The sequence below is a fragment of the Halobacillus halophilus DSM 2266 genome (assembly GCF_000284515.1).
GTDB lineage: Bacteria > Bacillota > Bacilli > Bacillales > Halobacillaceae > Halobacillus > Halobacillus halophilus.
This window is the reverse complement of record NC_017668.1, coordinates 2876073-2900538: the sequence shown is the minus strand read 5'-3', so window position 1 is coordinate 2900538 and position 24466 is coordinate 2876073. Positions and strand designations below refer to the sequence as shown.

The window sequence follows — 24466 nt, the reverse complement described above, 5'->3', positions numbered from 1 at the left end:
TTAATTAGGTTTTTGTGTTTGAGTATCCAGGTGAGTCAGGATTTTATTGTAATGTCGTTGATGCATCTGTCCCGCTTCTTCTAAAGCTGATTGGATTTCCGGAGTTTGACAGTTCTGAGCAAAAAAGTGAGCTTTTTTGCAGGCGTTCAAATTCCATGAAAGCATATCCGTAATGTAAAGCTGGTCTTTCGTACTTACCACTTCAGGGACTTGCGCCATTGGTTGAGCCTGCTGCATAGAAGACGGTTGGTTTTGTTGTTGTTGCATGATATAACTACCTCCTTTTAAAAGTCATTTGTAGTATTCCAAAAAGATAACTTTCTATCATAAATAACCCTATAATTATGGAAAAACATGCAAAATTCGAAGCGTGGATCTTCAATTTTTTACCCATTTATCTTAAAAGATGATAAAATAAGAGTGTGTTTTCGTTTACAAAACTTAATTTTCTTACATTTATTGAACAAAAAAAGAGATAAAATGGGTAGTAGGGGGATGTGTGATGGAACAAATATTGCGAAATTTCTTTTTGTTTCTCTCCAAAAATCGTTTCTTTACAAAGTTAGCTAAAAAATACGGTCTCCGATTTGGCGCTGGTCGATTTGTAGCAGGTGAAACGATTCCAAATGCAGTTGATACCATTCAAAAGCTTAATGATAAAGGAATGTCAGTAACCATCGACCACCTGGGAGAATTTATTGATAGTAAAAAAGAAGCTCGGGAAGCAGCCGATGGGTGCATCGAAGCTATTAAAGCGATAGGTGAGCATCACCTGGATTCACAACTTTCATTAAAGCTTACATCTATGGGGCTGGATATATCAGAAGAACTCGTAATGGAGAATATGCGGCGCATTCTGGATGTGGCTGAGAAAGAAGACGTATTTGTAACGATTGATATGGAAGACCATGATCGCTGTGAAAAAACGCTTGAAATTTTTAAAAAGCTGCGAGCTGATTACACTCACATTGGTACTGTCCTGCAAGCCTACCTTTATCGAGTGGCGGAAGATGTGGAAGATCTCAATCAATATGACCCGAACCTCCGCCTAGTGAAGGGAGCTTATAAAGAGTCTCCCAAAGTTGCGTTTCCCGAAAAGAAAGATGTAGATGAGAACTATAAAAAGATTATCAAAATGCACCTTTTAAATGGAAACTATACAGCTGTTGCGACCCACGATGATGCAATTATTGAATACACGAAACGGTTAGTGGAAGAAAATAATATATCTAATGACCAGTTCGAATTTCAAATGCTATATGGGATCCGTGTTGAAAGGCAGGAGGAACTTGTGAAAGAGGGGTATAAAATGAGAGTTTATGTCCCTTATGGTAATGATTGGTATGGTTATTTTATGCGACGCTTAGCTGAACGTCCAGCGAACGTAGCCTTTGTTCTGAAAGGTGTACTAGGAAAATAAGGAGCGCCGTCGTGTCATGACAAAATTTGCTGTGACACGATCTTTTTTTTTGATTATAATAAACTATAGGAACCTCCTCACAGGTGTTGGTTATAAGGTAGTCGTTGAGAATGCTGATCTAACAGTTATAGTGGAGGGAGTCGCGAAGAGTATAGGCTGTTTTTTACTGGTTCTGACTGAGTCATAATTTTTACCACTCTTCCTTTTCTAAACGAAATATTTCCAGCATATTGTAGAAAAAAGGATTGCGAAATGTCAGAAAATAATTTATATTAGTATTAGATACGAACTCAGCAACATTTATTTTTTTGGTTACAAAATGAATGAGTATTCATTCAAATGGATAGGGGGACATAGTATGAATCGTAAAATAAAGCGTGCAGCTGTTTTGGGGTCTGGTGTCATGGGGGCCGGGATAGCAGCGCACTTAGCAAATATCGGAATTCCAGTACTTATGCTCGATGTTACTCCTCGCGAACTGAACGATCGTGAGAAAAAGCAGGGATTAACACTTGATGATAAAGCGGTGAGAAACCGAATATCTTCGGTGAATAAAGAGGCCTTAAAGAAACAAAAGCCTTCTCCGCTTACTAGTAAAGAAAGCTTGAATTTAATTGAAACCGGTAACATGAGTGATGATATGGAGAGACTTAGTGAAGTCGACTGGGTTATCGAAGTAGTCGTAGAAAATTTAGAAGTTAAAAAGAAAGTGTTAGCTAGCGTGGATCAGTATAGAAAGCAGGGAGCTATCGTTAGTTCAAATACGTCAGGAATATCCATTGAAGCCATGTCAGCTGATTGCAGTGAAGATTTTCGAAAGCATTTCCTCGGCACTCATTTCTTTAATCCGCCGCGTTATCTGAAGCTGCTTGAAGTAATTCCTACCGAAGCTACGGATCCTGAAGTTCTTGAGTTTATAAAAACTTTTGGGGAGGACGTACTTGGTAAAGGGGTAGTAGAAGCTAAAGATACACCGAATTTTATAGCGAACCGAATTGGGACATATGGGTTACTTGTAACCGTACAGAAAATGCTTGAGAAAGGATATAGCGTCGGAGAAGTTGATTCTGTCACTGGCCCCATGATCGGCCGGCCCAAAAGTGCGACTTTCCGAACATTGGATGTAGTTGGCTTGGATACCTTTATTCATGTAGCCAATAATGTTCACGATCAAGTAGAAGGAGAAGAGAAAAAAGCTTTTGAAATTCCAGAATTTATGAAGCAGATGCTGGAAAAAGGCTGGTTGGGTTCAAAAAGCGGTCAAGGTTTTTTTCTGAAACAAAGGAGTAAAGATGGTAGTGAAATTCTGCAGTTAAATCCTGAAACCATGGAATACGAATCTCGTGGGAAACTAAAAACAAAAGCGACAGAAATGGCTAAACAAGAAAAAGGACCCGGACGCAAACTTAAAGCATTAGTTAATGCTAAAGACGATCCGGCAGGAGATTTGATTTGGTCTATAGTCAAACCTGTGCTTCTTTATTCCGCTGAATTGTATGGAGAAATAGCCGATGATGTTCCATCTATCGACGAAGCGATGCGCTGGGGCTTCGGATGGGAAATGGGACCATTTGAAATGTGGGATGCTATCGGAGTTCAAGCTTCCGTGAACCGGATGAAAGAGGATGGGGAAAACATCCCTGCCTGGATAGAAGAGATGCTTAATGAAGGTTTTGGTTCGTTTTATAAAGCTGAAAATGGAAACGTTTACTTTTACCACCATACTGACTATAAACAGCAGGTGTTCAATAAGAAAAATATCAATTTAAAAAGAGTTAAAGAAACTAAAGAAGTGATCAAAAAGAATGCGGGAGCAAGCTTAATAGATATAGGAGACGATGTGGCCTGTCTAGAATTCCATTCCCAAAGTAATGCGATCGGGCTAGATATTATCCAAATGATTAACTTTTCAATAGATTACGTTGATCAGCACTACAAAGGGCTCGTCATAGGAAATCAAGGTAAAAACTTCTGTGTAGGTGCAAATCTTGGAATGATGCTTATGGAAGCTCAGGATTATAACTTTTTCGAAATTGAAATGGTCGTTAAAAACTTCCAGGATGCACTTATGAAAGTGAAGTACTCCGACAAACCAGTTGTAACAGCACCTTTTGGTATGACGCTAGGTGGAGGCGCAGAAGTCTGTCTTCCATCCGATGCTGTGCAGGCATCGCCTGAAACTTATATGGGGCTGGTAGAACCAGGAGTAGGACTCATTCCTGGAGGCGGAGGCAATAAAGAGCTTTACATGAAGCATCTTAGAAATATTCCTGAAGGAGTCGACTTTGATCTTCAAAAAGTAGCCAACAATGTATTTGAGAAAATTGCGATGGCTAAGGTTTCTACTTCGGCTGAAGAAGCCAGAGAAAACGGTTTTCTTGATCAGCTGGATGCTATTAGCGCAAATGGTGATCACTTGCTGCATGATGCTAAACAGAAGGTGATCGGTCTGGCTGATTCGGGTTACACAGCACCGAAAAGAACAAAAGTCCCAGTAGTTGGAGAACAGGGATATGCCACCATGCTGTTAGGTGCCAAATCACTATTGCTAAGTGGATATGCAAGTGAACATGACTTGAAAATCGCTGAAAAACTGGCATTCGTTCTTGCAGGTGGCCGGTTAAAAGAAGGTTCGCTTGTAGATGAACAATACTTATTAGACCTGGAACGCGAAGCATTCCTAAGTTTAATCGGTGAACCAAAAACACAAGCACGGATGCAGCACATGCTGATGAAAGGAAAGCCGCTTCGCAACTAATTATTCAAAGGGGGAAGAACCGTGAAGGAAGCAGTCATTGTTGCAGGAGCACGGACACCTGTGGGCCGCGCCAAAAAAGGAGCGTTTGCTCACACGCGTCCTGATGATCTTGCCGCACTAACCATAAAAGAAACATTAAAAAGAGCTGGTAACTACGAAGGAAGCATTGATGATGTCATTATTGGGTGTGCTATGCCTGAAGCAGAACAAGGTATGAATATGGCACGTAATATAGCGGGGCTTGCTGGGCTCCACCATAAGGTTCCCGCCATTACTATTAACCGCTATTGTTCTTCAGGACTTCAAAGTATCGCCTACGCTGCGGAGAAGATTATGCTCGGGCACAACGATACCGCCATCGCCGGCGGTGCAGAGTCTATGAGTTTAATTCCTATGGGAGGTCATGTGATCAAGCCGAATATTGATTTGGTCAAGAATGCTCCAGAATATTATATGTCGATGGGACATACGGCAGAGGAAGTAGCAAGGCGCTTCGAGATATCAAGAGACGATCAGGACGCCTTTGCTGTCCAAAGTCATGAGCGTGCAGCCAAAGCGATTCAAGAAGGGAAATTCAATGATGAAATCGTTCCGGTGGAAGTAGAAGATAGAGTTCTAGGCGCTGATAATAAAGTAAAAGAAAGTAAAATAACGGTATCTATGGATGAAGGTGTACGACCTGGTACTACCAAGGAAGTCCTTGCTAAACTGAAGCCTGCCTTCTCGACAAAAGGGTCGGTCACTGCAGGCAATTCTTCGCAAATGAGTGATGGAGCAGCCTCTGTTCTAGTAATGGATCGCGAAAAAGCAGAAGCAGAGGGCTTAAAGCCTCTAGTGAAGTTCCGTTCCTTTGCTGTAGCAGGAGTGGAACCTGAAATCATGGGGGTAGGACCAATTGAAGCTGTACCGAAAGCACTGAAAATGGCAGGTTTGAGTATTCAAGATATTGGCTTATTTGAATTAAATGAAGCGTTTGCCTCACAATCCCTCCGTGTTATACGTGAACTTGGACTTGATGTGAACAAAGTGAATGTTAATGGGGGAGCGATTGCTCTAGGCCATCCACTGGGATGTACGGGTACTAAGCTTACATTAGGATTAATTCACGAGATGAAAAGGCGTAACGAGCAGTTCGGTGTCGTAACGATGTGTATTGGCGGCGGTATGGGAGCAGCCGGAGTTTTTGAGTTACTATAAGAGGAGGAAAAATAAATGAGTGAATTAAAAGAAATGATTAAGGGCGGCGGATTCATGGTGGAAGATTTATCGGCTGAGGATGTGATTACACCTGAAGATTTTACAGATGAACATTTGATGATTGCTAAAACCGCTGAAGATTTTGTGTTAGGTGAGGTCGTTCCTAAAATTGATAATCTGGAAAACCACGAATTTGAGCACTCTGTTAAATTGCTGAAGCAAGCAGGTGAGCTTGGTTTATTAGGAGCAGATGTGCCGGAAGAGTACGGCGGGCTTCAATTAGACAAAATCAGTTCCTCTTTAATTACAGAGAAATTTTCCCGCGGTGGAGGATTTTCTGTTACTCATGGAGCACATGTAGGTATTGGTTCACTGCCTATCGTGTTTTTCGGTAATGAAGAACAAAAGCAAAAATATCTTCCCGTACTGGCCACAGGTGAAAAAATCGCAGCTTATGCTCTGACAGAGCCAGGGTCTGGATCAGATGCTTTGGGAGCTAAAACGACAGCGAAACTTAACGAAGCAGGCACTCACTATGTTTTAAACGGTGAAAAACAATGGATTACAAACTCTGCATTTGCTGACGTATTCGTCGTTTACGCTAAAATAGATGGAGATAAATTCACGGCCTTTATCGTAGAAAGAGAGTATCCAGGTGTTTCTACAGGACCTGAAGAGAAAAAAATGGGAATTAAAAGTTCCTCTACACGTACGCTCGTTCTTGAAGACGCCGAAGTTCCTGTTGAAAATGTTCTTGGAGAGATAGGACGCGGGCATGTCATTGCTTTTAATATTCTAAACGTGGGCCGATACAAATTGGCTATCGGAGGAGTCGGAGGAGCGAAGCGGGCTGTAGAACTTTCTGTTAAGTATGCGAAAGAGCGCAAACAGTTTAAGACTCCGATCGCGAGCTTCCCACTTATTCAAGAGAAAATTGCTTCCGTGGCTTCAAACACCTATGCCAATGAAAGCGCAGTATATCGAACTGTAGGCTTGTTTGAGCAGAGTATGGGTAAGCTGTCTGAAGAAGAACTTAAAGATGGTGCAGCTGTGGCTAAAGTCATTGCTGAGTACGCAATCGAATGTTCATTAAACAAGGTGTTTGGAACAGAGTTACTGGATTTCGCTGTCGATGAAGCTGTACAAATCCACGGTGGATATGGATTTATGGCCGAATATGAAGTTGAAAGATTGTATAGAGATTCCCGGATTAACCGTATATTTGAAGGAACAAATGAGATTAACCGGATGATTGTACCAGGTACGCTTCTTAAAAAAGCCATGAAGGGCGAACTTCCATTGCTTCAAAAAGCACAGTCCCTTCAAGAGGAAATTATGACGCTTATGCCAGAAGAACCAGGTATTGAACCTTTGGAGCAAGAGAAATATTTATTAAAGAACGCTAAGAAAATTGCTTTACTTGCAGCCGGTTTAGCTGCTCAGAAATATGGTGAAAAAATTGAAAATGAACAGGAAGTGCTCGTTAATATAGCGGACATTACAGGTGAGATATATAACATGGAGTCTGCTATTCTTCGTACGGATAAAGCCCTGCAGAAAAACGGGGAAAGCAAAAACGAATTGAAACTTCTTTACACGCAAGTTTATACTCAAGAAGCATTTAATCGAATCGAAGCTCATGCGAAGGAGACGTTGATCGCTGCTGAATCAGGTGACTCCCTTCGAATGATGCTCGGTGCACTGCGTAAGCTAACTCGACACACGCCAATTAATGTGATTGCGAAGAAACGGGAAATAGCATCCGCACTCATCCAAGCAGAAAAATTTGTAGTATAAATTCATTAAATCCCTGCTTTGATTGTTCAAAGCAGGGATTTTTTCTGTCAAACATTTGGATTGTCATTAAATTAGATTAACCGATGAAATAAATATCTTCATTATGGTAAAATATAATATATCAACTGTAAGGAGTGATAGTTATGCCGGTAACCTTTTATTGGTACCCCAAATGCGGGACTTGCAAAAAAGCTAAACAATGGCTGGATGAACAAGGGATAAATTATACCTCCATACATATCGTGGAAGAACCACCGACTTCTGATGAGCTGGTCAAACTAATCGATCGAAGTGGTCTTCCTGCTCGTAAGTTTTTTAATACGAGTGGTAAAAAGTATAGAGAATTGAATATGAAGGAAAAACTGAAGGATGCTACTCAGGAAGAAATGATCGAATGGCTTGCTTCAGATGGCATGTTAATTAAAAGGCCTATTCTCACGGATGGAAATAAGGTCACTGTTGGTTTCAAGCCTGAGAATTTTCAGGAAGCGTGGGGCAGTGAGCAGAACATTGGAAATAAAAGCAGCTAGCTTTTATGTTTGTAATGGTTATAAATTATATTTAATTTAGTGGAGGGATTTCAATGAGTGTACCAAAAGATCTGCGTTACTCTGAAGAACACGAATGGGTTAAAGAAGAAGGCGGTAAAGTCCGTATCGGCATTACAGATTTCGCTCAATCTGAACTGGGTGATATTGTGTTTGTAGAGCTTCCTGAAGTAGGGGACGAACTTGAAGCAGATGAACCGTTTGGCAGTGTAGAATCTGTGAAAACTGTTTCAGAATTGTACGCTCCATTAAGCGGTAAAGTTGTTGAAGTGAATGAAGAGCTTGAAGACAGCCCGGAATTCGTAAATGAATCCCCGTATGATAAAGCGTGGATGGTTATTGTGGAACCAGGTGATTCTTCTGAAATGGATGAATTAATGTCATCTGATCAATATGAAGAAATGATTAATGAAGATTAAAATCCAGCAATTACCATGAGCAATTGTACAGGCAGGGCTACATATGATCCTTGTCTGACATGATCGTGTACCATATTAATCATGTTCAGACCATGCCCCTTTGGCATGGTCTGTTTCTATATAGTGGGTGATAGAAAATGGATGGAGAAAGAATCGTAATTGTTGAGGGAATAACGGATAAGCGAAAAATCAAGAAAATTCTTGCAGAAGATATAGAAATCATTTGTACACATGGAACACTTGGCATCGAACGGATGGAGGAACTGATTCTTGATTACAATCTCGACGAGCGCAGGGTGTATATTCTTGTGGATGAAGACGACTCCGGCTATAAATTAAGAAAACAACTGACAGCAGAACTGCCTCATGCCGTACACATTTACATTGATAAAGCATTTCGGGAAGTGGCAGCCACTCCGGAACCCGAATTAGCTAGAGCCTTATTAAATAGGCACTTTAAAGTAAAGTCCATTTATCTCATTTAGGAGGATCATAGTGCAGGAAATAGATAACAAGTCAGCAGGTCATGAGTTAGAAGAGCAAAACATTGGATTAACATACATCCATACTCCTTTTTGTGGAACCTGCCACTTGGCCAGAAAAATGCTTACGACCATTGAGGTCATGTATAACAGGGAGTTATTTAAAGAGTGCAATGCTTCGCTGCATCCTGACTTAATGAAAACGTATCAAATTAAAAGCGTGCCCTGTCTTCTTGTAACCCATCACGGAGAAATTGTAGAGAAGATTTATGCATTTCATTCAGTTCCTTTTATGTACGATAAACTTTCTGAATATGTAAAAAAATAAATGAATCACCCGGTAAATGACGAACGATTCTTCGTTATTTTAGAAGGGATGACTCCTCCTTATCAAGAATTTATTTAACAAATAAAGGAGGAGTTAACAATGTTGGAATTCATACAAGATTGGGTTAAACAAGTGAACCAGAGAACAGATCTTTTGCCCACTTGGCGGGAACGCACGCTGAACGTAATTCTACTGGTCGGCAGTCTTAAAGTTTACCTGTATATAGACCAGTCAGGTGTACATCTTAAAACAGATAAACAGGATAATGAGCATAATGATATTCGCCTGCAATCTTCCAGTAGTATAATGAAAACTTTATTTGCGGGAGAACAAAAGTTAACTTCTCTTCCCCAAACCACCATTAAAGTTCAAGGGGCGTACCGGAATATATTATTTATAGAATCACTTCTACTATTGGCTAGATAAGTTCACCGAGAGATTCTACAACGGATAAGAACTCTGCTTTATCCCCGAATTGTGAATGAATAAAACCATCCTTATTAATGATAACAGTGGTGGGCACCCCGTCGCTGTTATACAAATCGTAAATTGTTCGTCCTTGGTCTTTAAGGGCTGGCTGAGATAAAAACTTTTCAGCATATTCTTCTGCCTCAGCTTCGCTTCGTTCACGTCCTTCTACATTTATAGTTATCATTTTTACTTTCTCATGATCCATTGTTTTATAGAGTTGTTCTTTTTTAGGTAAATCTTTACCACTGTCGGGACACCATGAGGTCCAAAAAGTAAGAACAATTACTTTTCCCAGATCCTCTTTATTACTATAGGTTCCTTCTTTGTTTATATACGGAAGTTCAAAAATTGGCGCATTCCTCAACGTGATCACTCCTTAATTGTTGACTTAATTTATAGCCCCATGCTAACATAATCATTAATTTAATAGCGACATCTTCACTTATCCAGAGAGGCGGAGGGACTGGCCCTTTGATGCCCGGCAACCGGTTCATGCAAATGAATACGGTGCTAATTCCTGCAAAGTACTTTACTTTGGTAGATGAGAAGAGTGTTTTAAACGAACTCTTCTAACTTTAAGGAAGAGTTTTTATTTTGTCGAATTTATAGGAATATTATCAAGTTGACACGAAATTCTAACAATGCTAGAATCCTCTTTATAGTACGTACACGTATTAAAGTGATAATAAATTAATATAGTAAAATCTCTTATCCAGAGAGGCGGAGGGACTGGCCCTTTGATGCCCGGCAACCGGCAAGCTAAGACTTGGCAAGGTGCCAATTCCTGCAAGGGGTAATCCTTGTGAAGATGAGAGAACAGATAAAGATTGATACGCTAACCTTTCTGTTCTCAAGCAGAGAGGTTTTTTTATTGGAGGGAAGACGACATGATTTCAATTAAAGGCTTATCCAAAGTCTTTCGCACGAAACATCAGGAGGTCCGTGCCGTCGACGACCTTAGTTTACAGATAAAAAAGGGAGAGATTTACGGGGTCATCGGTTATAGCGGTGCTGGAAAAAGTACTTTCATAAGGCTGCTAAATCGCCTGGAAGATCCAACGGACGGCAAGGTCACCATTGATGATCAAGAATTGACTTCTTTAAACAAAGGGAAGCTGCGGGAGGCCCGGCAGGAGATTGGTATGATTTTTCAGCATTTTAATCTTTTGTGGTCTCGAACCGTTCACGATAATATCGCTTTTCCACTTGAAATAGCTGGCGTACCAAAAAGCGAAAGAACTAAACGTGTTAATGAATTAATAGACCTGGTAGGTCTTAGTGGACGAGGTAATTCATACCCCTCTCAGTTAAGCGGCGGACAGAAACAAAGAGTAGGAATAGCTCGTGCGTTAGCAAATAAACCGAAAGTTCTTCTTTGTGATGAAGCGACGTCAGCTCTTGACCCAGAGACAACGGATTCCATTCTTGATCTATTAGTAGATATTAACGAGAAGCTTGGACTGACAATTGTTCTCATCACCCATGAAATGCATGTGATCCGAAAGATCTGCCATCAGGTAGCCGTTATGGAGCAAGGTAAAATTGTGGAACAGGGAGACGTGCTCGATGTTTTCCTTTATCCAAAAGAACAGGTTACCAAGAAGTTTGTCGATCAGGTAATGGGAGACCCTGAACGCGAACATTCTCTTCAGCTCATAAAGGATACCTATAAAACTGGTGAAATCCTTCGTCTGCATTTTGTAGGGGAGAGCACCAATCAGGCTTTAATCAGTGAAATTTCCAGAAAGTTTGTGCTGGATGTAAACATATTGCACGGAAAGATCACCCAAACCCAAAAGGGTGCGTATGGAACAATGTTTGTTCAATTTCTGGGTGATAAAGAAGAAATCACGCGTGCGATTGAATATATTCAATCCACCTCTGTAGAAGTGGAGGTGAGTCCAGATGATTAATCAATTTTTTCCTAACGTCACTATGGATGATTTGATAACAGCTACTAATGAAACACTCTACATGACACTTATCTCTGTAGCAGGTACGTTTATTTTAGGTTTACTGTTAGGTTTACTTCTGTACTTGTCAGGTCCAGGAGGCCTGTGGCAGAACAAGATATTAAACTGGATAACTGCTTCAGTCGTTAATATCTTCAGGGCTATACCTTTTATCATTTTAATTTTGTTATTATTCCCATTTACTGATTTTCTCATTGGCACTATTCGAGGTCCTAAAGCGGCACTCCCTGCCTTAATTATAGGTGGCGCACCATTCTATGCACGGCTTGTCGAGATTGCATTGAAAGAAGTAGATAAAGGTGTCATTGAAGCTGCAAAATCGATGGGTTCTAAATCTTCTACTTTGATTTTTAAGGTGCTGCTTCCTGAGTCAATGCCTGCCCTGGTTTCTGGGATTACCGTTACAGCTATAGCATTAATTGGCTATACTGCGGTGGCGGGAGCGATCGGTGCCGGTGGTTTAGGTGACTTTGCCTATTTCTACGGATTTCAGCGCAGCGACTTTGATGTTGTCTTTATTTGTACGATTCTCATTGTGATTATTGTTTTCATTTTCCAATTTATCGGGGACTTCGTTTCGAGAAAATTGGATAAAAGATAAAAAAATCCTACATTATATTAAAGGGAGAGAGTATTTATGAAAAAAATTACATTCGGTATTTTTACTTTATTATTAATCATTCTTTTGTCAGCATGCGGTTCATCAGACGAAGGAAACTCAGGCTCGGAAGAAAACAGCGGTGATGGCAGTTCTGAAGAAGGAACCACTGAAATAGCTGTAGGAGCTACAAGTGTTCCTCACGCAGAAGTACTTCAAGAAGCTAAACCATTGCTTGAAGAGCAAGGAATTACCCTTACTATTGAAGAATATCAAGATTATGTGCTGCCTAACCAGGACTTAGCAGAGGGTCGAATTGATGCAAACTATTTCCAGCACATTCCTTATCTAGAAACACAAATGCAAGAAAATGATTATGATTTTGTAAATCTTGGCGGTATTCATATTGAACCTATGGGAATCTACTCTCAAAACATTTCAAGCGTCGATGAAGTTCCAGAAGGTACTACCCTGGTGATGAGCCGTTCAGTAGCTGACCATGGAAGAATTCTTTCGTTACTTGAACGCGAAGGCCTGGTCAAATTGGATGAAAGCGTAGATAAAGTAGATGCTACAGTCGACGATATTGTTGAAAATCCAAAAAATCTTGAGTTTGACTCCGGTGTAGATGCAGCGACATTACCTGAGATCTACAAACGTGAAGAAGATGCTCTAGTAGCGATTAACACGAACTACGCTATTGAAGCTGACTTGAATCCAAGTGAGGATTCATTGATTCTTGAAGGTTCTGAATCCCCTTATGTAAATGTGATTGCAGCTCAGAGTAAAGATGAAGATTCTGAAGCATTGCAAACATTAGTGGAAGTATTACGTTCAGAAGAAATTCAAACATTTATGAAAGAAGAATATAATGGAGCTGTAGTGCCTGTAGATGGCAGCTCTGAATAACGGATAAGATAAGTGACTGCGGTTTATACTAACCGCAGTCACTTATTTTTATTGGGAGGTTAGAATGCGATGCAAGAACAACAAATGAATTGGACACAGACTTATTTACATGATTATAAAGAAGGTATGGGTGATTTTACTGAGAAAATGCCAGAAGTCGCTCATCAATTCAGTGAATTCACAGAAGCGTGTTTCAAAGAAGGTGAGCTTTCTAAAAAGCAGAAACAATTGATGGCACTTGGAATAAGTATAGTAGCTCAAGATGAATATTGTATGATTTATCACACAAAAGGTTGTGTCGATCAGGGTGCAACAGAAAAGGAAATACTGGAGGCTTGTGGGGTAGCAGCTGCTTTCGGCGGAGGCGCGGCTTTAAGTCAGGCTGTAACGTTGGTTCAGGATGCGTATATGGATTTAAATTCCAGTGTTAATTAGTTTGAATAGTTAGAAAATTAAAGGAAAACTGATGTATTCATACGTACTGGTCGAATCAAGCGCTTTCATCGAAATGAATCAAGTAGAATCAGATATTTCAGGGTTTATCCCTGTTTGTGCAGGGGTAAAGATCTATGGTACTCTGAATTGTGTAAATAATCTGAAAGGGTTGATTCGTTATTAGTGACCAACTGAATTTAAATTACACTGCTGAAATGGAAAAAGCCATGCATCAGGCTCATAATCTGAGTTATGCCGAGTACAGCAGCAAGTTGGATACACGTTTGAAAGTAGAAGAAAAACGCCAGAAAGAATTTGAACAAGGCCAGAAGATGTTTGCTCAACTAGATCGTCAATTGCATAGATAACTTAAGCAAGGAATCAGGTGATCTTTAGTCACCTGATTTTTTCGTGTTATAATAATGTAGAAACAAAAAAATTTCACTCATAAATTGTTGAAAAATCGGCTCATTTCCACTGGAAGGAAAAAGTTGATATCACTTTCTAAATGATATAAGATTATAATGAGAATAAATTGAGAATGGTTCTACTATCTACAATAAATAAACCCATTCCATTACTATAGATACTGGAGGTATTAATTATGGCAAGATCAACTTTAGAAATTAAAGATCTTCACGTGGAAATCGAAGGTCTAGAAATACTTAAAGGTGTAAATCTTACAATTAACGGTGGTGAATTCCACGCGGTTATGGGACCAAACGGAACAGGTAAATCTACTCTAGCCTCCGCTGTTATGGGACACCCTAAATATGAAGTAACTCAAGGTGAAATCTTATTAGACGGTGAAAACGTACTTGAAATGGAAGTGGATGAGCGTGCGCAGGCAGGACTTTTCCTTGCTATGCAGTATCCTAGTGAAATCAGCGGTGTAACTAATTCCGATTTCCTGCGTTCTTCTATTAATGCTCAGCGTGAGGAAGGCGACGAAATTTCTCTTATGAAGTTCATTAAAGACATGGACTCTAAGATGGAAACTTTGGATATGGATAAAAACATGGCTCAGCGTTATCTGAACGAAGGATTCTCAGGTGGCGAGAAAAAACGTAACGAAATCCTTCAGTTAATGATGATTCAGCCAGCTATTGCGATTCTTGATGAAATCGATTCTGGTCTCGACATCGACGCTCTTAAAGTTGTAGCTAAGGGTATCAATGAAATGCGTAACGATGCATTTGGCTGCTTAATCATTACTCACTATCAGCGTCTTCTAAACTACATTACTCCTGATAAAGTACACGTAATGATGCAAGGCCGTGTAGTTAAATCTGGCGGACCTGAGCTTTCCCAACGTCTTGAAGAAGAAGGTTACGACTGGATTAAGCAAGAATTGGGAATCGAAGACGAAACAATCGGTCAAAAAGCGTAACTAAGATAGGAGGGTTAACATGACAGTAGACGTCTCACTACCATACGACAAAGAGTATGTAACACAATTTTCCAATGGTTTACAAGAGCCAGAATGGATGAGAAACCTTCGATTGGATGCCTTGGAAAAATCAGAATCACTTCAACTGCCTAAGCCTGATAAGACGAATATTAGCAAATGGAATTTCACGGAGTTCAAACACAATGTTCAAGGTGAAGTTATCGATTCACTTGAAGATTTACCAGCTGAAATTCAAGACTTTTTAGATAAAGAGAAGGAACAGCAAAACCTGGTTATTCAAAGAAACCATACGGTAGCCTATGCAGCGATCGATCAGGAATTAAAAGATCAAGGTGTTATTTTTACCGATATGGCTTCTGCTATAAGAGATCATAGCGACCTAGTGCAGAAATATTATATGAATGATGCTGTACACGTGGACGAACATCGTCTTACAGCCCTTCATGCAGCTTTAATGAATGGCGGAGTCTTTCTTTATGTACCTAAAAACGTACAAATTGAAGAGCCTATACAAGCTATTTTCTGGCAGGAGGATCCAGAAGCTTCTCTAATTAACCACATTCTCGTGGTAGCGGAAGAGAATAGCTCTGTAACGTATGTGGAGAATTATATCTCTCATAATAAAGAAGAGAAAACCTCAGCAAATAACGTTACGGAAGTAATTGCCAAAGACGGTGCCAAGGTTTCATTTGGTGCTGTTGATAACTTTGACTCTGGAACAACGGTTTATACGAACCGTCGCGGTGTTGCTTATCGTGATTCTGTGATTGAGTGGGCTCTAGGACAAATGAATGAAGGCGATACGGTATCTGAAAATATCACTCATTTAATTGGTGATAATTCTCATTCAAATGCGAAAACAGTAGCTATTGGACGCGGCAAACAAAAGCAGAACTTTACTGCGAATATTACTCACTTCGGTCAAGGTTCAGATGGATATATCCTTCAGCATGGTGTTATGAAAGACAAAGCTTCTGCCATCTTTAATGGCATTGGTAAGATTGAGCATGGAGCTTCCAAATCTAATGCTGAACAAGAATCTCGTGTACTCATGCTTAGTAAAGATGCACGCGGTGACGCTAACCCGATCCTTCTTATAGATGAGGATGATGTAACAGCTGGTCACGCCGCTTCTGTCGGCCGAGTGGATCCTGTACAGCTTTACTATCTAATGAGCCGCGGTATTTCCAAGTTTGAAGCAGAACGTCTCATTATTCACGGCTTCCTTGCTCCTGTTGTTAAACAACTTCCTGTGGAAGCTGTTAAACGTCAACTGATACAGGTGATTGAAAGGAAAGTATATTAATGGATATCAATGCGGTACGCAATGAATTCCCGATTCTTCATCAGGAAGTAAATGGCCATCCGCTTGTGTATCTGGATTCATCCGCAACATCTCAAAAGCCGATTAAGGTCATTGAAAAACTTGATGAATACTATCGCGGATATAATTCAAATGTTCATAGAGGCGTTCACACGCTGGGGACATGGGCGACGGATGAGTATGAAGGTGCTCGTGAAAAGGTGAGAAGGTTTATTAATGCTTCCAGCACCCAGGAAGTAATCTTCACTCGCGGAACAACGACAGCCATTAACACCGTTGCGTCAAGTTATGGAAGAGCTAACCTCAAGGAGGGTGATGAAATTGTCATCACCCCAATGGAACACCATAGTAATATCATTCCATGGCAGCAAGTGGCTAAAGAAACAGGGGCTGTTTTAAAATATATGCCTCTTCAGGCTAATGGAACGATTAACTTGGAAGATGCAAGGGAATCAATTACTAAGAACACTAAAATTGTGGCAATTATGCATGTTTCCAACGTTCTTGGAACGATAAATCCAATAAAAGAACTAACATCCATTGCTCATGAAAATGATGCGGTTATGTTAGTAGACGGTGCACAGAGTGCCCCGCACATGAAAATTGATGTTCAAGATCTGGATGCAGATTTTTATGCTTTTTCCGGCCACAAGATGTGTGGACCAACTGGAATTGGAGTTCTTTACGGTAAAAAAGCTCTCCTTAAAAATATGGAACCGGCTGAATTCGGGGGAGAAATGATTGATTTCGTAAATTGGTACGATTCAACGTGGAAAGACTTACCTTGGAAATTTGAAGCAGGCACTCCAATTATTGCTGGAGCTGTTGGTTTAGGAGCCGCTATTGACTTTTTAAACGAAGTCGGTCTGGACGAAATCAAAAACCATGAACAAAAATTGGCTGCTTATGCACAAGATAGAATGCAGCAAGTGGAAGGTATGACGATCTACGGACCTAAAGAGAGAGCTGGACTAGTAACATTCAACCTCTCTGACGTTCACCCACACGATTTGGCCACTGTTCTTGATGCTGAAGGAATTGCAGTTCGCGCAGGGCATCATTGTGCTCAGCCATTAATGAGATGGCTTGATGTATCAGCCACAGCTCGCGCCAGTTTTTACCTGTACAATACCGAAGAAGAAATTGACAGACTTGTTGAAGGATTACAAACAACAAAGGAGTATTTTGGCGATGTCTTTTAACAATTTAGATACACTTTATCGCCAGGTCATTATGGATCACTATAAAAACCCACGTAATCGAGGGGCGATTGAAGGAGATCACATGACAGTGGATATGAATAATCCGACCTGTGGTGATCGCATACAACTTCAATTGCAAGTAGAGGATAATCTAGTTAAAGATGCCAAGTTTGATGGAGAAGGCTGCTCCATCAGCATGTCCTCTGCTTCCATGATGACTCAGGCAATCAAAGGAAAACCCGTAGAAAAAGCGCTTAAGATGTCTGAACTCTTTTCAGAACTTATGCAAGGAAATGAAGTGGATACTGACGAGCTTGACCTTGGAGATATAGAAGCACTACAGGGAGTTTCTAAGTTCCCGGCACGTATCAAGTGCGCCACCTTAGCCTGGAAGGCTATGGAGAAAGGCGTAGATGAAGAAAAGCAGGATTAAGCTTTTGTCAATACCAAAAGGAGGTATATAATCATGGCTAAAGAAGCACCAGAAGTTGGAGAGTATCAATATGGATTCCATGAAAAAGACATTTCTATTTTCCGTACCCAAAAAGGTTTAACGAAGGAAGTCGTGGAACAAATCTCCAATTATAAAGAAGAGCCTCAATGGATGCTTGATTTCCGTCTGAAATCTTTAGAGCAGTTTTATAAAATGCCTATGCCGCAATGGGGCGGAGATCTATCAGAACTGAACTTCGATGATATCACTTACTACGTGAAACCTTCCGAACGTTCTGAACGTTCCTGGGACGAAGTACCAGAAGAAATTAAAAATACGTTTGATCGTTTAGGTATCCCTGAAGCTGAGCAGAAATATCTTGCAGGTGTATCCGCTCAGTATGAATCAGAAGTGGTTTATCATAATATGGAAAAAGATCTTGAAGATCTGGGTGTCATATTTAAAGATACGGACTCAGCTCTTAAAGAGAACGAAGATCTTTTCAGAGAATATTTCGGTAAAGTGATTCCACCATCTGATAATAAGTTCTCTGCATTAAACTCTGCGGTTTGGTCTGGCGGATCATTCATTTATGTTCCTAAAGATACAAAAGTAGAGACGCCATTGCAGGCTTATTTCCGAATTAACTCAGAAAATATGGGTCAATTCGAGCGGACGTTGATTATTGCAGATGAAGGTTCTTCTGTACACTATGTAGAAGGATGTACAGCACCTACCTATTCTTCTAGCTCTCTTCACAGTGCAGTGGTTGAAATCTTCGTTAAAGATAATGCTTATTGCCGTTATACCACCATTCAAAACTGGGCGAATAACGTATATAACCTGGTTACGAAGCGTGCAGTTGCCGACGCAAATGCAACGATGGAATGGGTAGACGGTAACCTTGGTTCTAAGCTGACTATGAAATATCCATCTGTTATCCTTAAAGGAGAAGGTGCACGTGGAATGACTCTTTCCATCGCACTTGCCGGAAAAGGACAGCACCAGGATGCAGGCGCGAAAATGCACCACCTCGCACCTAATACGTCTTCAACTATTGTTTCGAAATCCATTTCGAAACATGGAGGTAAAGTTACGTATCGCGGAATTGTGCAATTTGGCCGTAAAGCTGAAGGAGCACGTTCGAACGTAGAATGTGACACATTAATTATGGATAACGAATCTACTTCAGATACCATTCCTTATAATGAGATCATGAACGAAAATATCTCTTTGGAACACGAAGCCAAAGTTTCTAAAGTATCTGAAGAACAATTATTCTATCTTATGAGCCGCGGTATTTCTGAAGAAGAAGCAACAGAAATGATTGTAATGGGCTTCATTGAACCATTCACGAAAGAACTTCCAATGGAATATGCCGTAGAAATGAACCGTTTAATTAAATTCGAAATGGAAGGTTCTATCGGTTAATTCAATTCAAATTTTACACTGATGGTACAGGTGGTTTTCCCACCTGTACTTTTTTATGAAATACTATTCATGCGTTTAATCATGACTGGTATTTTTAATTCTTAACATAGGCTGGATGTTTTAAGAATAGAAAACATGATACTATAATATTATCTATAGAGATAAAGGATGTTTTAAAATGGTCATCCTCATGTTTATAATCGGTTTAGTGACAGCATTAGTTGGAAGCATCGCTGGATTAGGTGGCGGTGTTATTTTAGTCCCTGTTTTACTATTTTTGGGAGATCAGCTAAGTGCTTTCGACTGGGTGACTCCGCAGTCAATTGTTGGGATTTCCCTGGTGGTCATGATATTTACGGGAATGTCCTCTGCTCTTTCATATTTGAGACATGACCGCGTAGATAAAAAAATCGGATATGTATTTTTAATAGGAAGTGTTCCTGGGGGAATTATAGGCTCCTGGTTAAATCAATTTTTTAAAACGGATATGTTTTCTTTATTGTTCGGGTGTATTATGATTTTAGTTTCTTTGCTATTTTTTATACCGAGGAAAACTCCAGGTACTTACTTATTTAATAAAGGCCTCAAAAGAGAGAAGGTTATTGAAGGAACAACTTATACGTATCAGATGCCGATTGTTTTCGGACTTATTCTATCCCTTGGAGTGGGAATGCTGTCGGGATTGCTTGGCATTGGCGGAGGCTCTCTAATGGTGCCTGCCATGATTTTATTATTTAATATGCCCGCACACATTGCAACGGCTACCTCGATGTTCATGATCTTCTTTGCGAGCATCTCAAGCTCGGCTACTCACATCTTTCTAGGTCACGTCGAATGGGCTTATACACTCTACTTTATTCCAGGGGCATACTTAGGGGGAACGCTCGGAGCTCGTGTTAACCGGCATTTAAAAGGACAAGCTGTTGAGTGGTTTTTAAGAGTATTATTAATCTTAATCGGTATCCGTTTAATATGGCAAGGAATTGGATAAGGAGACTGATGATGAAGGAAAAATTATTTTTTTATTACACAAGTGATTTACATAGTCATTTTGAGAATTGGCCCCAAATCGTCGGCTACTTTAAAAGGAAAAAAGATCAGCACAACCGGAAAGGTGAAAATTTCTGGTTAATGGACAACGGAGACCATGTGGATCGATTTCATCCGATAGCGGAAGGATTAATGGGAAAAGGTAACGTGGAACTTTTGAATCAAGCTGGCTATCATCTTGCGAATTTAGGGAATAACGAAGGGATCACGCTTTCCAGTGAGGATCTATACACCCTTTATGATAAGGCGAATTTTGAAGTGATCTGTGCGAACCTCAGTTACGGTGGAGGAGACCAGCCTAAATGGCTGAAGTCACACGAAATTCTGACTTCCAATAAGGGTACGAAGATTGGGCTGATTGGGTTGACGGCTCCCTTTAAAACATTTTATAAACAGCTTGGCTGGGATGTCGAATCCCCTTATGATTCTTTGGACGAATTGTTAAATGAGGTCCGTGCACAATCGGATATTGTGATCCTTCTTTCTCATTTAGGTATTAATGATGATGAAGAAATTGCACGTCGGTATGAAGGGATAGATGTCATTATTGGGGGCCATACCCACCACTTATTCCAGAATGGTGAATATACCGAGCATTCACTTCTAACAGCTGCCGGAAAACACGGTACTCATCTGGGAGAAATTATATTGGAATGGGATACTGAACAACAAAAATTAATGAAAAAAGAAGCCTATGCGATTCCTACTGAGAATTTACGTAAAGATGAGAAAGTCACACAGGATGTACAGGTGATGAGGGAAAGGGCCATAGACCTTTTACAAACTCCCATAACGAAGTTAACTAAGCCCTTGTATATAGGTTGGTTTCAAGAGACTTCTTTAATGTCCAGGCTTACCATCGAACTTCAGAATTGGACAAATTCAGACGTGGCGATGCTGAATGCAGGTATTTTATTAGATCATTTAGGAGAAGGGGAAGTGACTTATCAAGATGTGCACAGGATCTGTCCTCACCCCATGAACCCCTGTAAAGTAGAATTGAAAGGGGATGAACTACTGGAAGTCATTCGGGTAGCTCATACAAGAAAGTTAACTGAAATCCGCTTGAAAGGATTTGGCTTTCGTGGAGAAGTGATTGGGAAGATGGTTTTTGCCGGCGTGGAAATTGAAACGAAAGAATCGCAGGACGGTGAAGAACGTGTAGTACGCGTAACAAAAAATGGCGTTCCTATTGATCAGGATAAGTCCTATACTCTTTCAACCGCTGATACATTTACATTCGGCAGGCTGTTTCCTGAAATTGCTTATGCACCCAATAAGGCTTATTATATGCCTGAGTTACTCCGTGATTTACTATCGGAAGCGCTAAAAACATATGAATAAAAGGTTTTCCTAAAGGTTGGTATCCAAAGTCCAAAGATATCATTAATTCTATGCCTAAACCTCTTCTGTACTACATATAGTTAGTTCAGGAGGGGTTGTTTTAATGGGGAAAAGTAAAGTTACAAATGGGCCCTCAATTGGGAAAAGAATCGTTTTGACTTTTATGTTTTTTTTACTATTCACCGCTTTGAGCCTCTGGCTAATCAACCGGGGTATTACTCCGGCACTCATTGGTATAGCTGAAACAAAAACCCAACAACTTGCAAGAGATGCAATCAATGAAGCCGTTAATAAACAAATAGCGGAAGACCTACAATTTAATGACTTAGTTAAAATGGAAAAAGATGATAAGGGAAATATCGTTTATATGGGCTGGAATTCCGTTGTTGTGAACAGGGTGCTGAGAAACACAACATACCGGGTTCAAAACTTCCTTAAAAGAATGGAACTAAACGAATTACCAATGGAGGATACAACACTTGAGCCTGATATTGATCCTAATATGACCCAGGAGGAACTAGGTGAACAGCCCGCAACATTAATTGAAATTCCAGTCGGACAGGCGACGAATAATTCGCTTCTCGCTAACCTGGGACCTAAAGTACCGGTTCAATTACGTGTGATTGGGGATGTACAGTCAAACTTCCAAAGTGAAATTACAGAGTATGGTATTAATGCAGCATTATTTCAATTATCTATTCATATTGAGGTAAACGTAAGGATTGTGATTCCTTTCTCCACTGAAACAACAACCGTCGCTACAGATATTCCTATAGACACAGCTACTATTTTAGGAGAAGTTCCTGACTTCTATGGTGGTGAGGGAGAAGCTCCAGACAAATCACCATCTTTTTCCTTTCCGATGGATGCCTTGCAATAATGTAACGATACTGATAGAATTGCATGGAAATAAATATGCGTGACCTTATCAGATCGGTGAGGTAGAGGTGCAGACGTCATTAGTAATCAATGGGAGCCAGGCAAGCTAGGATCATTGAGGAAAGGGATGAGTTTCTGCCGAAGTGTACGATAGTGTTGTCAGACTATCCTATGCTGGTGTATATCTGAAGAAGAGACACACTGTCATGCATGCTCTTTTGGGTGCATGGGGCGCTACTGATCGAAATGGAGGATAATCAAGTTGCTACAGGCAATGATAGGTTATTTTCTACTATCATTGTCTTTTTTTATTCCTCATTTTTATAGGCAGTAGCCTTCCTACTCCCGTTTACATTAATAGCTTTACGGAGGGAATATCATGGAAGGAACGATTTATTCATTAATCCCGGCAGTATTAATGCTGGTCCTTGTGTTGGTAACAAGAAGAGTGATTTTATCACTGGGTATAGGGATTATTATCGGAGCATTTATGCTTACGGGGTTTGATCTCAAAGAAGGTTTTGTATTAATCTGGTCGTTATTTTCGACTATTTTCGTGAGTGAAGGAGCTCTCAATACAGGGAACCTTTATCTGTTATCATTCTTATTTTTATTAGGTATCACTACAGCCTTTATGACAGCCTCAGGGGGAAGTAAGGCCTTCGGGAAATGGGCTGTTGAAAAAATTCGCACACGTAAAGGGGCAAAACTGCTTCCGGCTGTTTTAGGGATTATCATTTTTATTGATGACTACTTTAACGCGTTAGCTGTTGGTCAGGTGGCCAGACCCGTAACAGACCGTTATAAAATATCAAGGGCTAAGCTTGCCTATTACATTGATTCTACATCTGCTCCCATTACCGTTATTTCTCCGATATCGAGCTGGGGAGCTTATATCATTGGCACGATCGGAAGTATTTTAGCAGCTAATGAAATTTCTAATTATCAGGCATTGGAAGCATTTATCCTAATGATTCCTGCCAATTACTATGTGTTCGCTGCGCTGCTTCTTGTCTTTCTCACTATCTTCTTGAAACTAGACGTTGGGGCTATGCGGACGCATGAGAAAAGAGCTTTAGATACTGGTCAGCTAACTAATCCCGATGGAGATGTTCCAGGGGATTTAAACGATGAGTTTAAGCAGCACAACAACGGCAAAATTGCTCATCTAATACTGCCCATTGGAGCGCTTATAGCGGGGACAGTAGCGGCTATGGTTATCACAGGTATTCGAAACACGGAGGGTGCCGTGGATCTGCTCGCTATTTTCGCAAATACCAATGTGAATATTTCCTTATTTATAGGAGGACTGGCAGCCGTAGTTACAGCAGGTGTTTTATATGCAGGACAGGCTGGACCGAAGTCGGGAGCACCGCTTGTCTTCTGGGAAGGAATTAAAGCCATGCTGCCCGCCATTTATATATTAGTTTTTGCCTGGATGATTGGAGATATTATCAGTCAGTTGCAAACAGGTGAATATTTAGCTCAGCAGTTCCGCCAGGCGGATATTAATGTTGCTTATCTGCCCTTGCTTATTTTTATCATTTCTGGATTCATGGCACTTTCCACGGGAACTTCCTGGGGAACATTTGGAATCATGCTTCCGATAGCCGGGGAAATAGCGGCTGTTACGGAGCCGGCTATGATTCTGCCTGCTCTATCAGCTGTACTGGCTGGTTCTGTATTTGGAGACCATTGTTCGCCTATTTCAGATACAACCATATTATCCTCTACGGGGGCAGGTGCAAACCATATTGACCACGTGCTCACCCAGCTTCCTTATGCAGGCATTGCTGCGGTAGCGGCCTCTATTGGATATATCCTTCTTGGCTTAACAGGGCAAGTATGGATTCCATTGTTAGCAACTCTCGCTGTTGTGGTGCTTATAGGTATATTGATTCATTCCTTTACATCCTCAGTTGAGAAGAAATAAATGCTAAAATTATCCTAAGGATAGAGACTTTTCTAAGTCTCTATCCTTTTTTTGTTATTTTTGTTAAATTCTAAATATTTTAAAATAACTTTGACAACCCCTAAACGGATGGTTATAATTTAAG

Annotated in this window: 26 protein-coding genes and 3 riboswitches; of the genes, 24 read left to right on the top strand and 2 right to left on the bottom strand. The window is 40.4% G+C overall.

Going from position 1 to position 24466, the window contains the following annotated elements; genetic code table 11:
• Positions 1–267 (bottom strand): hypothetical protein, encoded by a 267-nt coding sequence (locus HBHAL_RS14380; RefSeq protein WP_014644178.1) that lies wholly within the window; start codon positions 265–267, stop codon positions 1–3.
• Between the two features lie 235 nt (positions 268–502).
• Between HBHAL_RS14380 and HBHAL_RS14375 the strand changes: the two genes are divergently transcribed.
• The 9 genes from HBHAL_RS14375 (at position 503) to HBHAL_RS14335 (ending at position 9375) form a co-directional block, all read left to right on the top strand.
• Complete coding sequence (locus tag HBHAL_RS14375; RefSeq protein ID WP_014644177.1) at positions 503–1420, top strand: proline dehydrogenase family protein; 918 nt, start codon at positions 503–505, stop codon at positions 1418–1420.
• A 358-nt stretch (positions 1421–1778) separates the two neighbouring features.
• Positions 1779–4178: a 3-hydroxyacyl-CoA dehydrogenase/enoyl-CoA hydratase family protein gene (locus tag HBHAL_RS14370; protein ID WP_014644176.1), complete on the top strand. Its 2400-nt coding sequence runs from the start codon at positions 1779–1781 to the stop codon at positions 4176–4178.
• A gap of 21 nt (positions 4179–4199) precedes the next feature.
• Positions 4200–5375: an acetyl-CoA C-acetyltransferase gene (locus HBHAL_RS14365; RefSeq protein WP_014644175.1), complete on the top strand. Its 1176-nt coding sequence runs from the start codon at positions 4200–4202 to the stop codon at positions 5373–5375.
• Positions 5376–5390: 15 nt separating this feature from the next.
• Positions 5391–7172, top strand: coding sequence for an acyl-CoA dehydrogenase family protein (locus HBHAL_RS14360; protein ID WP_014644174.1), 1782 nt, complete (start codon positions 5391–5393; stop codon positions 7170–7172).
• A 143-nt stretch (positions 7173–7315) separates the two neighbouring features.
• Positions 7316–7702 carry an arsenate reductase family protein gene (locus tag HBHAL_RS14355; protein WP_014644173.1) on the top strand — a complete coding sequence of 129 codons (387 nt, stop codon included), beginning with the start codon at positions 7316–7318 and terminating at the stop codon, positions 7700–7702.
• A gap of 53 nt (positions 7703–7755) precedes the next feature.
• Positions 7756–8139, top strand: coding sequence for a glycine cleavage system protein GcvH (gene gcvH / locus HBHAL_RS14350; protein ID WP_014644172.1), 384 nt, complete (start codon positions 7756–7758; stop codon positions 8137–8139).
• A 137-nt stretch (positions 8140–8276) separates the two neighbouring features.
• The gene (locus HBHAL_RS14345; RefSeq protein ID WP_014644170.1) at positions 8277–8624 is read left to right on the top strand and encodes a toprim domain-containing protein; all 348 of its coding nucleotides are present in this window, start codon (positions 8277–8279) and stop codon (positions 8622–8624) included.
• A gap of 10 nt (positions 8625–8634) precedes the next feature.
• Entirely contained in the window at positions 8635–8949 is a 315-nt protein-coding gene (locus HBHAL_RS14340) for a thioredoxin family protein (RefSeq protein ID WP_014644169.1), read from the top strand.
• Positions 8950–9048: 99 nt separating this feature from the next.
• A complete protein-coding gene (locus HBHAL_RS14335) occupies positions 9049–9375 on the top strand; it encodes a hypothetical protein (RefSeq protein WP_041601389.1) in 327 nt (108 codons plus the stop codon).
• Here HBHAL_RS14335 and HBHAL_RS14330 read toward each other — a convergent pair.
• Positions 9368–9793, bottom strand: coding sequence for a TlpA family protein disulfide reductase (locus tag HBHAL_RS14330; protein WP_396252336.1), 426 nt, complete (start codon positions 9791–9793; stop codon positions 9368–9370). The genes HBHAL_RS14335 and HBHAL_RS14330 overlap by 8 nt on opposite strands.
• A gap of 66 nt (positions 9794–9859) precedes the next feature.
• A riboswitch (SAM riboswitch) is annotated at positions 9860–9968 on the top strand.
• A gap of 157 nt (positions 9969–10125) precedes the next feature.
• Positions 10126–10235, top strand: a riboswitch (SAM riboswitch).
• A gap of 72 nt (positions 10236–10307) precedes the next feature.
• Here HBHAL_RS14330 and HBHAL_RS14325 point away from each other — a divergent pair.
• The 15 genes from HBHAL_RS14325 to HBHAL_RS14265 all read left to right on the top strand — a co-directional run bounded on the left by HBHAL_RS14325 (position 10308) and on the right by HBHAL_RS14265 (position 24342).
• The gene (locus HBHAL_RS14325; protein ID WP_014644167.1) at positions 10308–11333 is read left to right on the top strand and encodes a methionine ABC transporter ATP-binding protein; all 1026 of its coding nucleotides are present in this window, start codon (positions 10308–10310) and stop codon (positions 11331–11333) included.
• Complete coding sequence (locus HBHAL_RS14320; protein WP_014644166.1) at positions 11326–11994, top strand: methionine ABC transporter permease; 669 nt, start codon at positions 11326–11328, stop codon at positions 11992–11994. The genes HBHAL_RS14325 and HBHAL_RS14320 overlap by 8 nt, the downstream gene beginning before the upstream one ends.
• Before the next feature lie 36 nt (positions 11995–12030).
• Complete coding sequence (locus tag HBHAL_RS14315; protein ID WP_014644165.1) at positions 12031–12900, top strand: MetQ/NlpA family ABC transporter substrate-binding protein; 870 nt, start codon at positions 12031–12033, stop codon at positions 12898–12900.
• Positions 12901–12969: 69 nt separating this feature from the next.
• Positions 12970–13335, top strand: a complete 366-nt coding sequence (locus HBHAL_RS14310) for a carboxymuconolactone decarboxylase family protein (protein WP_014644164.1) — start codon at positions 12970–12972, stop codon at positions 13333–13335.
• Between the two features lie 31 nt (positions 13336–13366).
• Positions 13367–13519, top strand: coding sequence for a hypothetical protein (locus HBHAL_RS21515; RefSeq protein WP_158512373.1), 153 nt, complete (start codon positions 13367–13369; stop codon positions 13517–13519).
• Between the two features lie 43 nt (positions 13520–13562).
• Complete coding sequence (locus tag HBHAL_RS21745) at positions 13563–13703, top strand: hypothetical protein (protein ID WP_173380435.1); 141 nt, start codon at positions 13563–13565, stop codon at positions 13701–13703.
• 236 nt (positions 13704–13939) lie between these two features.
• Positions 13940–14725, top strand: coding sequence for a Fe-S cluster assembly ATPase SufC (sufC, locus tag HBHAL_RS14305; protein WP_014644162.1), 786 nt, complete (start codon positions 13940–13942; stop codon positions 14723–14725).
• A gap of 19 nt (positions 14726–14744) precedes the next feature.
• Positions 14745–16052, top strand: coding sequence for a Fe-S cluster assembly protein SufD (gene sufD / locus HBHAL_RS14300; protein WP_014644161.1), 1308 nt, complete (start codon positions 14745–14747; stop codon positions 16050–16052).
• Complete coding sequence (locus HBHAL_RS14295) at positions 16052–17272, top strand: cysteine desulfurase (protein ID WP_014644160.1); 1221 nt, start codon at positions 16052–16054, stop codon at positions 17270–17272. Before sufD ends, HBHAL_RS14295 begins: the two co-directional genes overlap by 1 nt.
• Positions 17262–17705 carry a Fe-S cluster assembly sulfur transfer protein SufU gene (sufU, locus tag HBHAL_RS14290; RefSeq protein WP_014644159.1) on the top strand — a complete coding sequence of 148 codons (444 nt, stop codon included), beginning with the start codon at positions 17262–17264 and terminating at the stop codon, positions 17703–17705. Before HBHAL_RS14295 ends, sufU begins: the two co-directional genes overlap by 11 nt.
• A gap of 33 nt (positions 17706–17738) precedes the next feature.
• Positions 17739–19136 (top strand): Fe-S cluster assembly protein SufB, encoded by a 1398-nt coding sequence (gene sufB / locus HBHAL_RS14285; protein WP_014644158.1) that lies wholly within the window; start codon positions 17739–17741, stop codon positions 19134–19136.
• 178 nt (positions 19137–19314) lie between these two features.
• Positions 19315–20127 carry a sulfite exporter TauE/SafE family protein gene (locus HBHAL_RS14280; protein ID WP_014644157.1) on the top strand — a complete coding sequence of 271 codons (813 nt, stop codon included), beginning with the start codon at positions 19315–19317 and terminating at the stop codon, positions 20125–20127.
• An 11-nt stretch (positions 20128–20138) separates the two neighbouring features.
• Positions 20139–21530, top strand: a complete 1392-nt coding sequence (locus tag HBHAL_RS14275) for a bifunctional metallophosphatase/5'-nucleotidase (protein ID WP_041601388.1) — start codon at positions 20139–20141, stop codon at positions 21528–21530.
• Positions 21531–21633: 103 nt separating this feature from the next.
• Positions 21634–22410, top strand: a complete 777-nt coding sequence (gene yunB / locus HBHAL_RS14270) for a sporulation protein YunB (protein WP_014644155.1) — start codon at positions 21634–21636, stop codon at positions 22408–22410.
• A 54-nt stretch (positions 22411–22464) separates the two neighbouring features.
• Positions 22465–22654, top strand: a riboswitch (Lysine riboswitch).
• A 134-nt stretch (positions 22655–22788) separates the two neighbouring features.
• The gene (locus HBHAL_RS14265) at positions 22789–24342 is read left to right on the top strand and encodes a Na+/H+ antiporter NhaC family protein (protein ID WP_014644154.1); all 1554 of its coding nucleotides are present in this window, start codon (positions 22789–22791) and stop codon (positions 24340–24342) included.
• The last annotated feature ends 124 nt before the right edge of the window (positions 24343–24466 follow it).

Coding starts and splice junctions, on each gene's coding strand:
- HBHAL_RS14295 (WP_014644160.1), top strand. CDS start 16,052: ATGGATATCAATGCGGTACGCAATGAATTCCCGATTCTTCATCAGGAA.
- HBHAL_RS14320 (WP_014644166.1), top strand. CDS start 11,326: ATGATTAATCAATTTTTTCCTAACGTCACTATGGATGATTTGATAACA.
- gcvH (WP_014644172.1), top strand. CDS start 7,756: ATGAGTGTACCAAAAGATCTGCGTTACTCTGAAGAACACGAATGGGTT.
- sufU (WP_014644159.1), top strand. CDS start 17,262: ATGTCTTTTAACAATTTAGATACACTTTATCGCCAGGTCATTATGGAT.
- HBHAL_RS21745 (WP_173380435.1), top strand. CDS start 13,563: ATGCATCAGGCTCATAATCTGAGTTATGCCGAGTACAGCAGCAAGTTG.
- sufD (WP_014644161.1), top strand. CDS start 14,745: ATGACAGTAGACGTCTCACTACCATACGACAAAGAGTATGTAACACAA.
- HBHAL_RS14380 (WP_014644178.1), bottom strand. CDS start 267: ATGCAACAACAACAAAACCAACCGTCTTCTATGCAGCAGGCTCAACCA.
- HBHAL_RS14310 (WP_014644164.1), top strand. CDS start 12,970: ATGCAAGAACAACAAATGAATTGGACACAGACTTATTTACATGATTAT.
- HBHAL_RS14280 (WP_014644157.1), top strand. CDS start 19,315: ATGGTCATCCTCATGTTTATAATCGGTTTAGTGACAGCATTAGTTGGA.
- HBHAL_RS14360 (WP_014644174.1), top strand. CDS start 5,391: ATGAGTGAATTAAAAGAAATGATTAAGGGCGGCGGATTCATGGTGGAA.
- HBHAL_RS14325 (WP_014644167.1), top strand. CDS start 10,308: ATGATTTCAATTAAAGGCTTATCCAAAGTCTTTCGCACGAAACATCAG.
- HBHAL_RS14265 (WP_014644154.1), top strand. CDS start 22,789: ATGGAAGGAACGATTTATTCATTAATCCCGGCAGTATTAATGCTGGTC.
- HBHAL_RS14370 (WP_014644176.1), top strand. CDS start 1,779: ATGAATCGTAAAATAAAGCGTGCAGCTGTTTTGGGGTCTGGTGTCATG.
- HBHAL_RS14315 (WP_014644165.1), top strand. CDS start 12,031: ATGAAAAAAATTACATTCGGTATTTTTACTTTATTATTAATCATTCTT.
- HBHAL_RS14345 (WP_014644170.1), top strand. CDS start 8,277: ATGGATGGAGAAAGAATCGTAATTGTTGAGGGAATAACGGATAAGCGA.
- HBHAL_RS14355 (WP_014644173.1), top strand. CDS start 7,316: ATGCCGGTAACCTTTTATTGGTACCCCAAATGCGGGACTTGCAAAAAA.
- yunB (WP_014644155.1), top strand. CDS start 21,634: ATGGGGAAAAGTAAAGTTACAAATGGGCCCTCAATTGGGAAAAGAATC.
- sufC (WP_014644162.1), top strand. CDS start 13,940: ATGGCAAGATCAACTTTAGAAATTAAAGATCTTCACGTGGAAATCGAA.
- sufB (WP_014644158.1), top strand. CDS start 17,739: ATGGCTAAAGAAGCACCAGAAGTTGGAGAGTATCAATATGGATTCCAT.
- HBHAL_RS21515 (WP_158512373.1), top strand. CDS start 13,367: ATGTATTCATACGTACTGGTCGAATCAAGCGCTTTCATCGAAATGAAT.
- HBHAL_RS14275 (WP_041601388.1), top strand. CDS start 20,139: ATGAAGGAAAAATTATTTTTTTATTACACAAGTGATTTACATAGTCAT.
- HBHAL_RS14375 (WP_014644177.1), top strand. CDS start 503: ATGGAACAAATATTGCGAAATTTCTTTTTGTTTCTCTCCAAAAATCGT.
- HBHAL_RS14335 (WP_041601389.1), top strand. CDS start 9,049: ATGTTGGAATTCATACAAGATTGGGTTAAACAAGTGAACCAGAGAACA.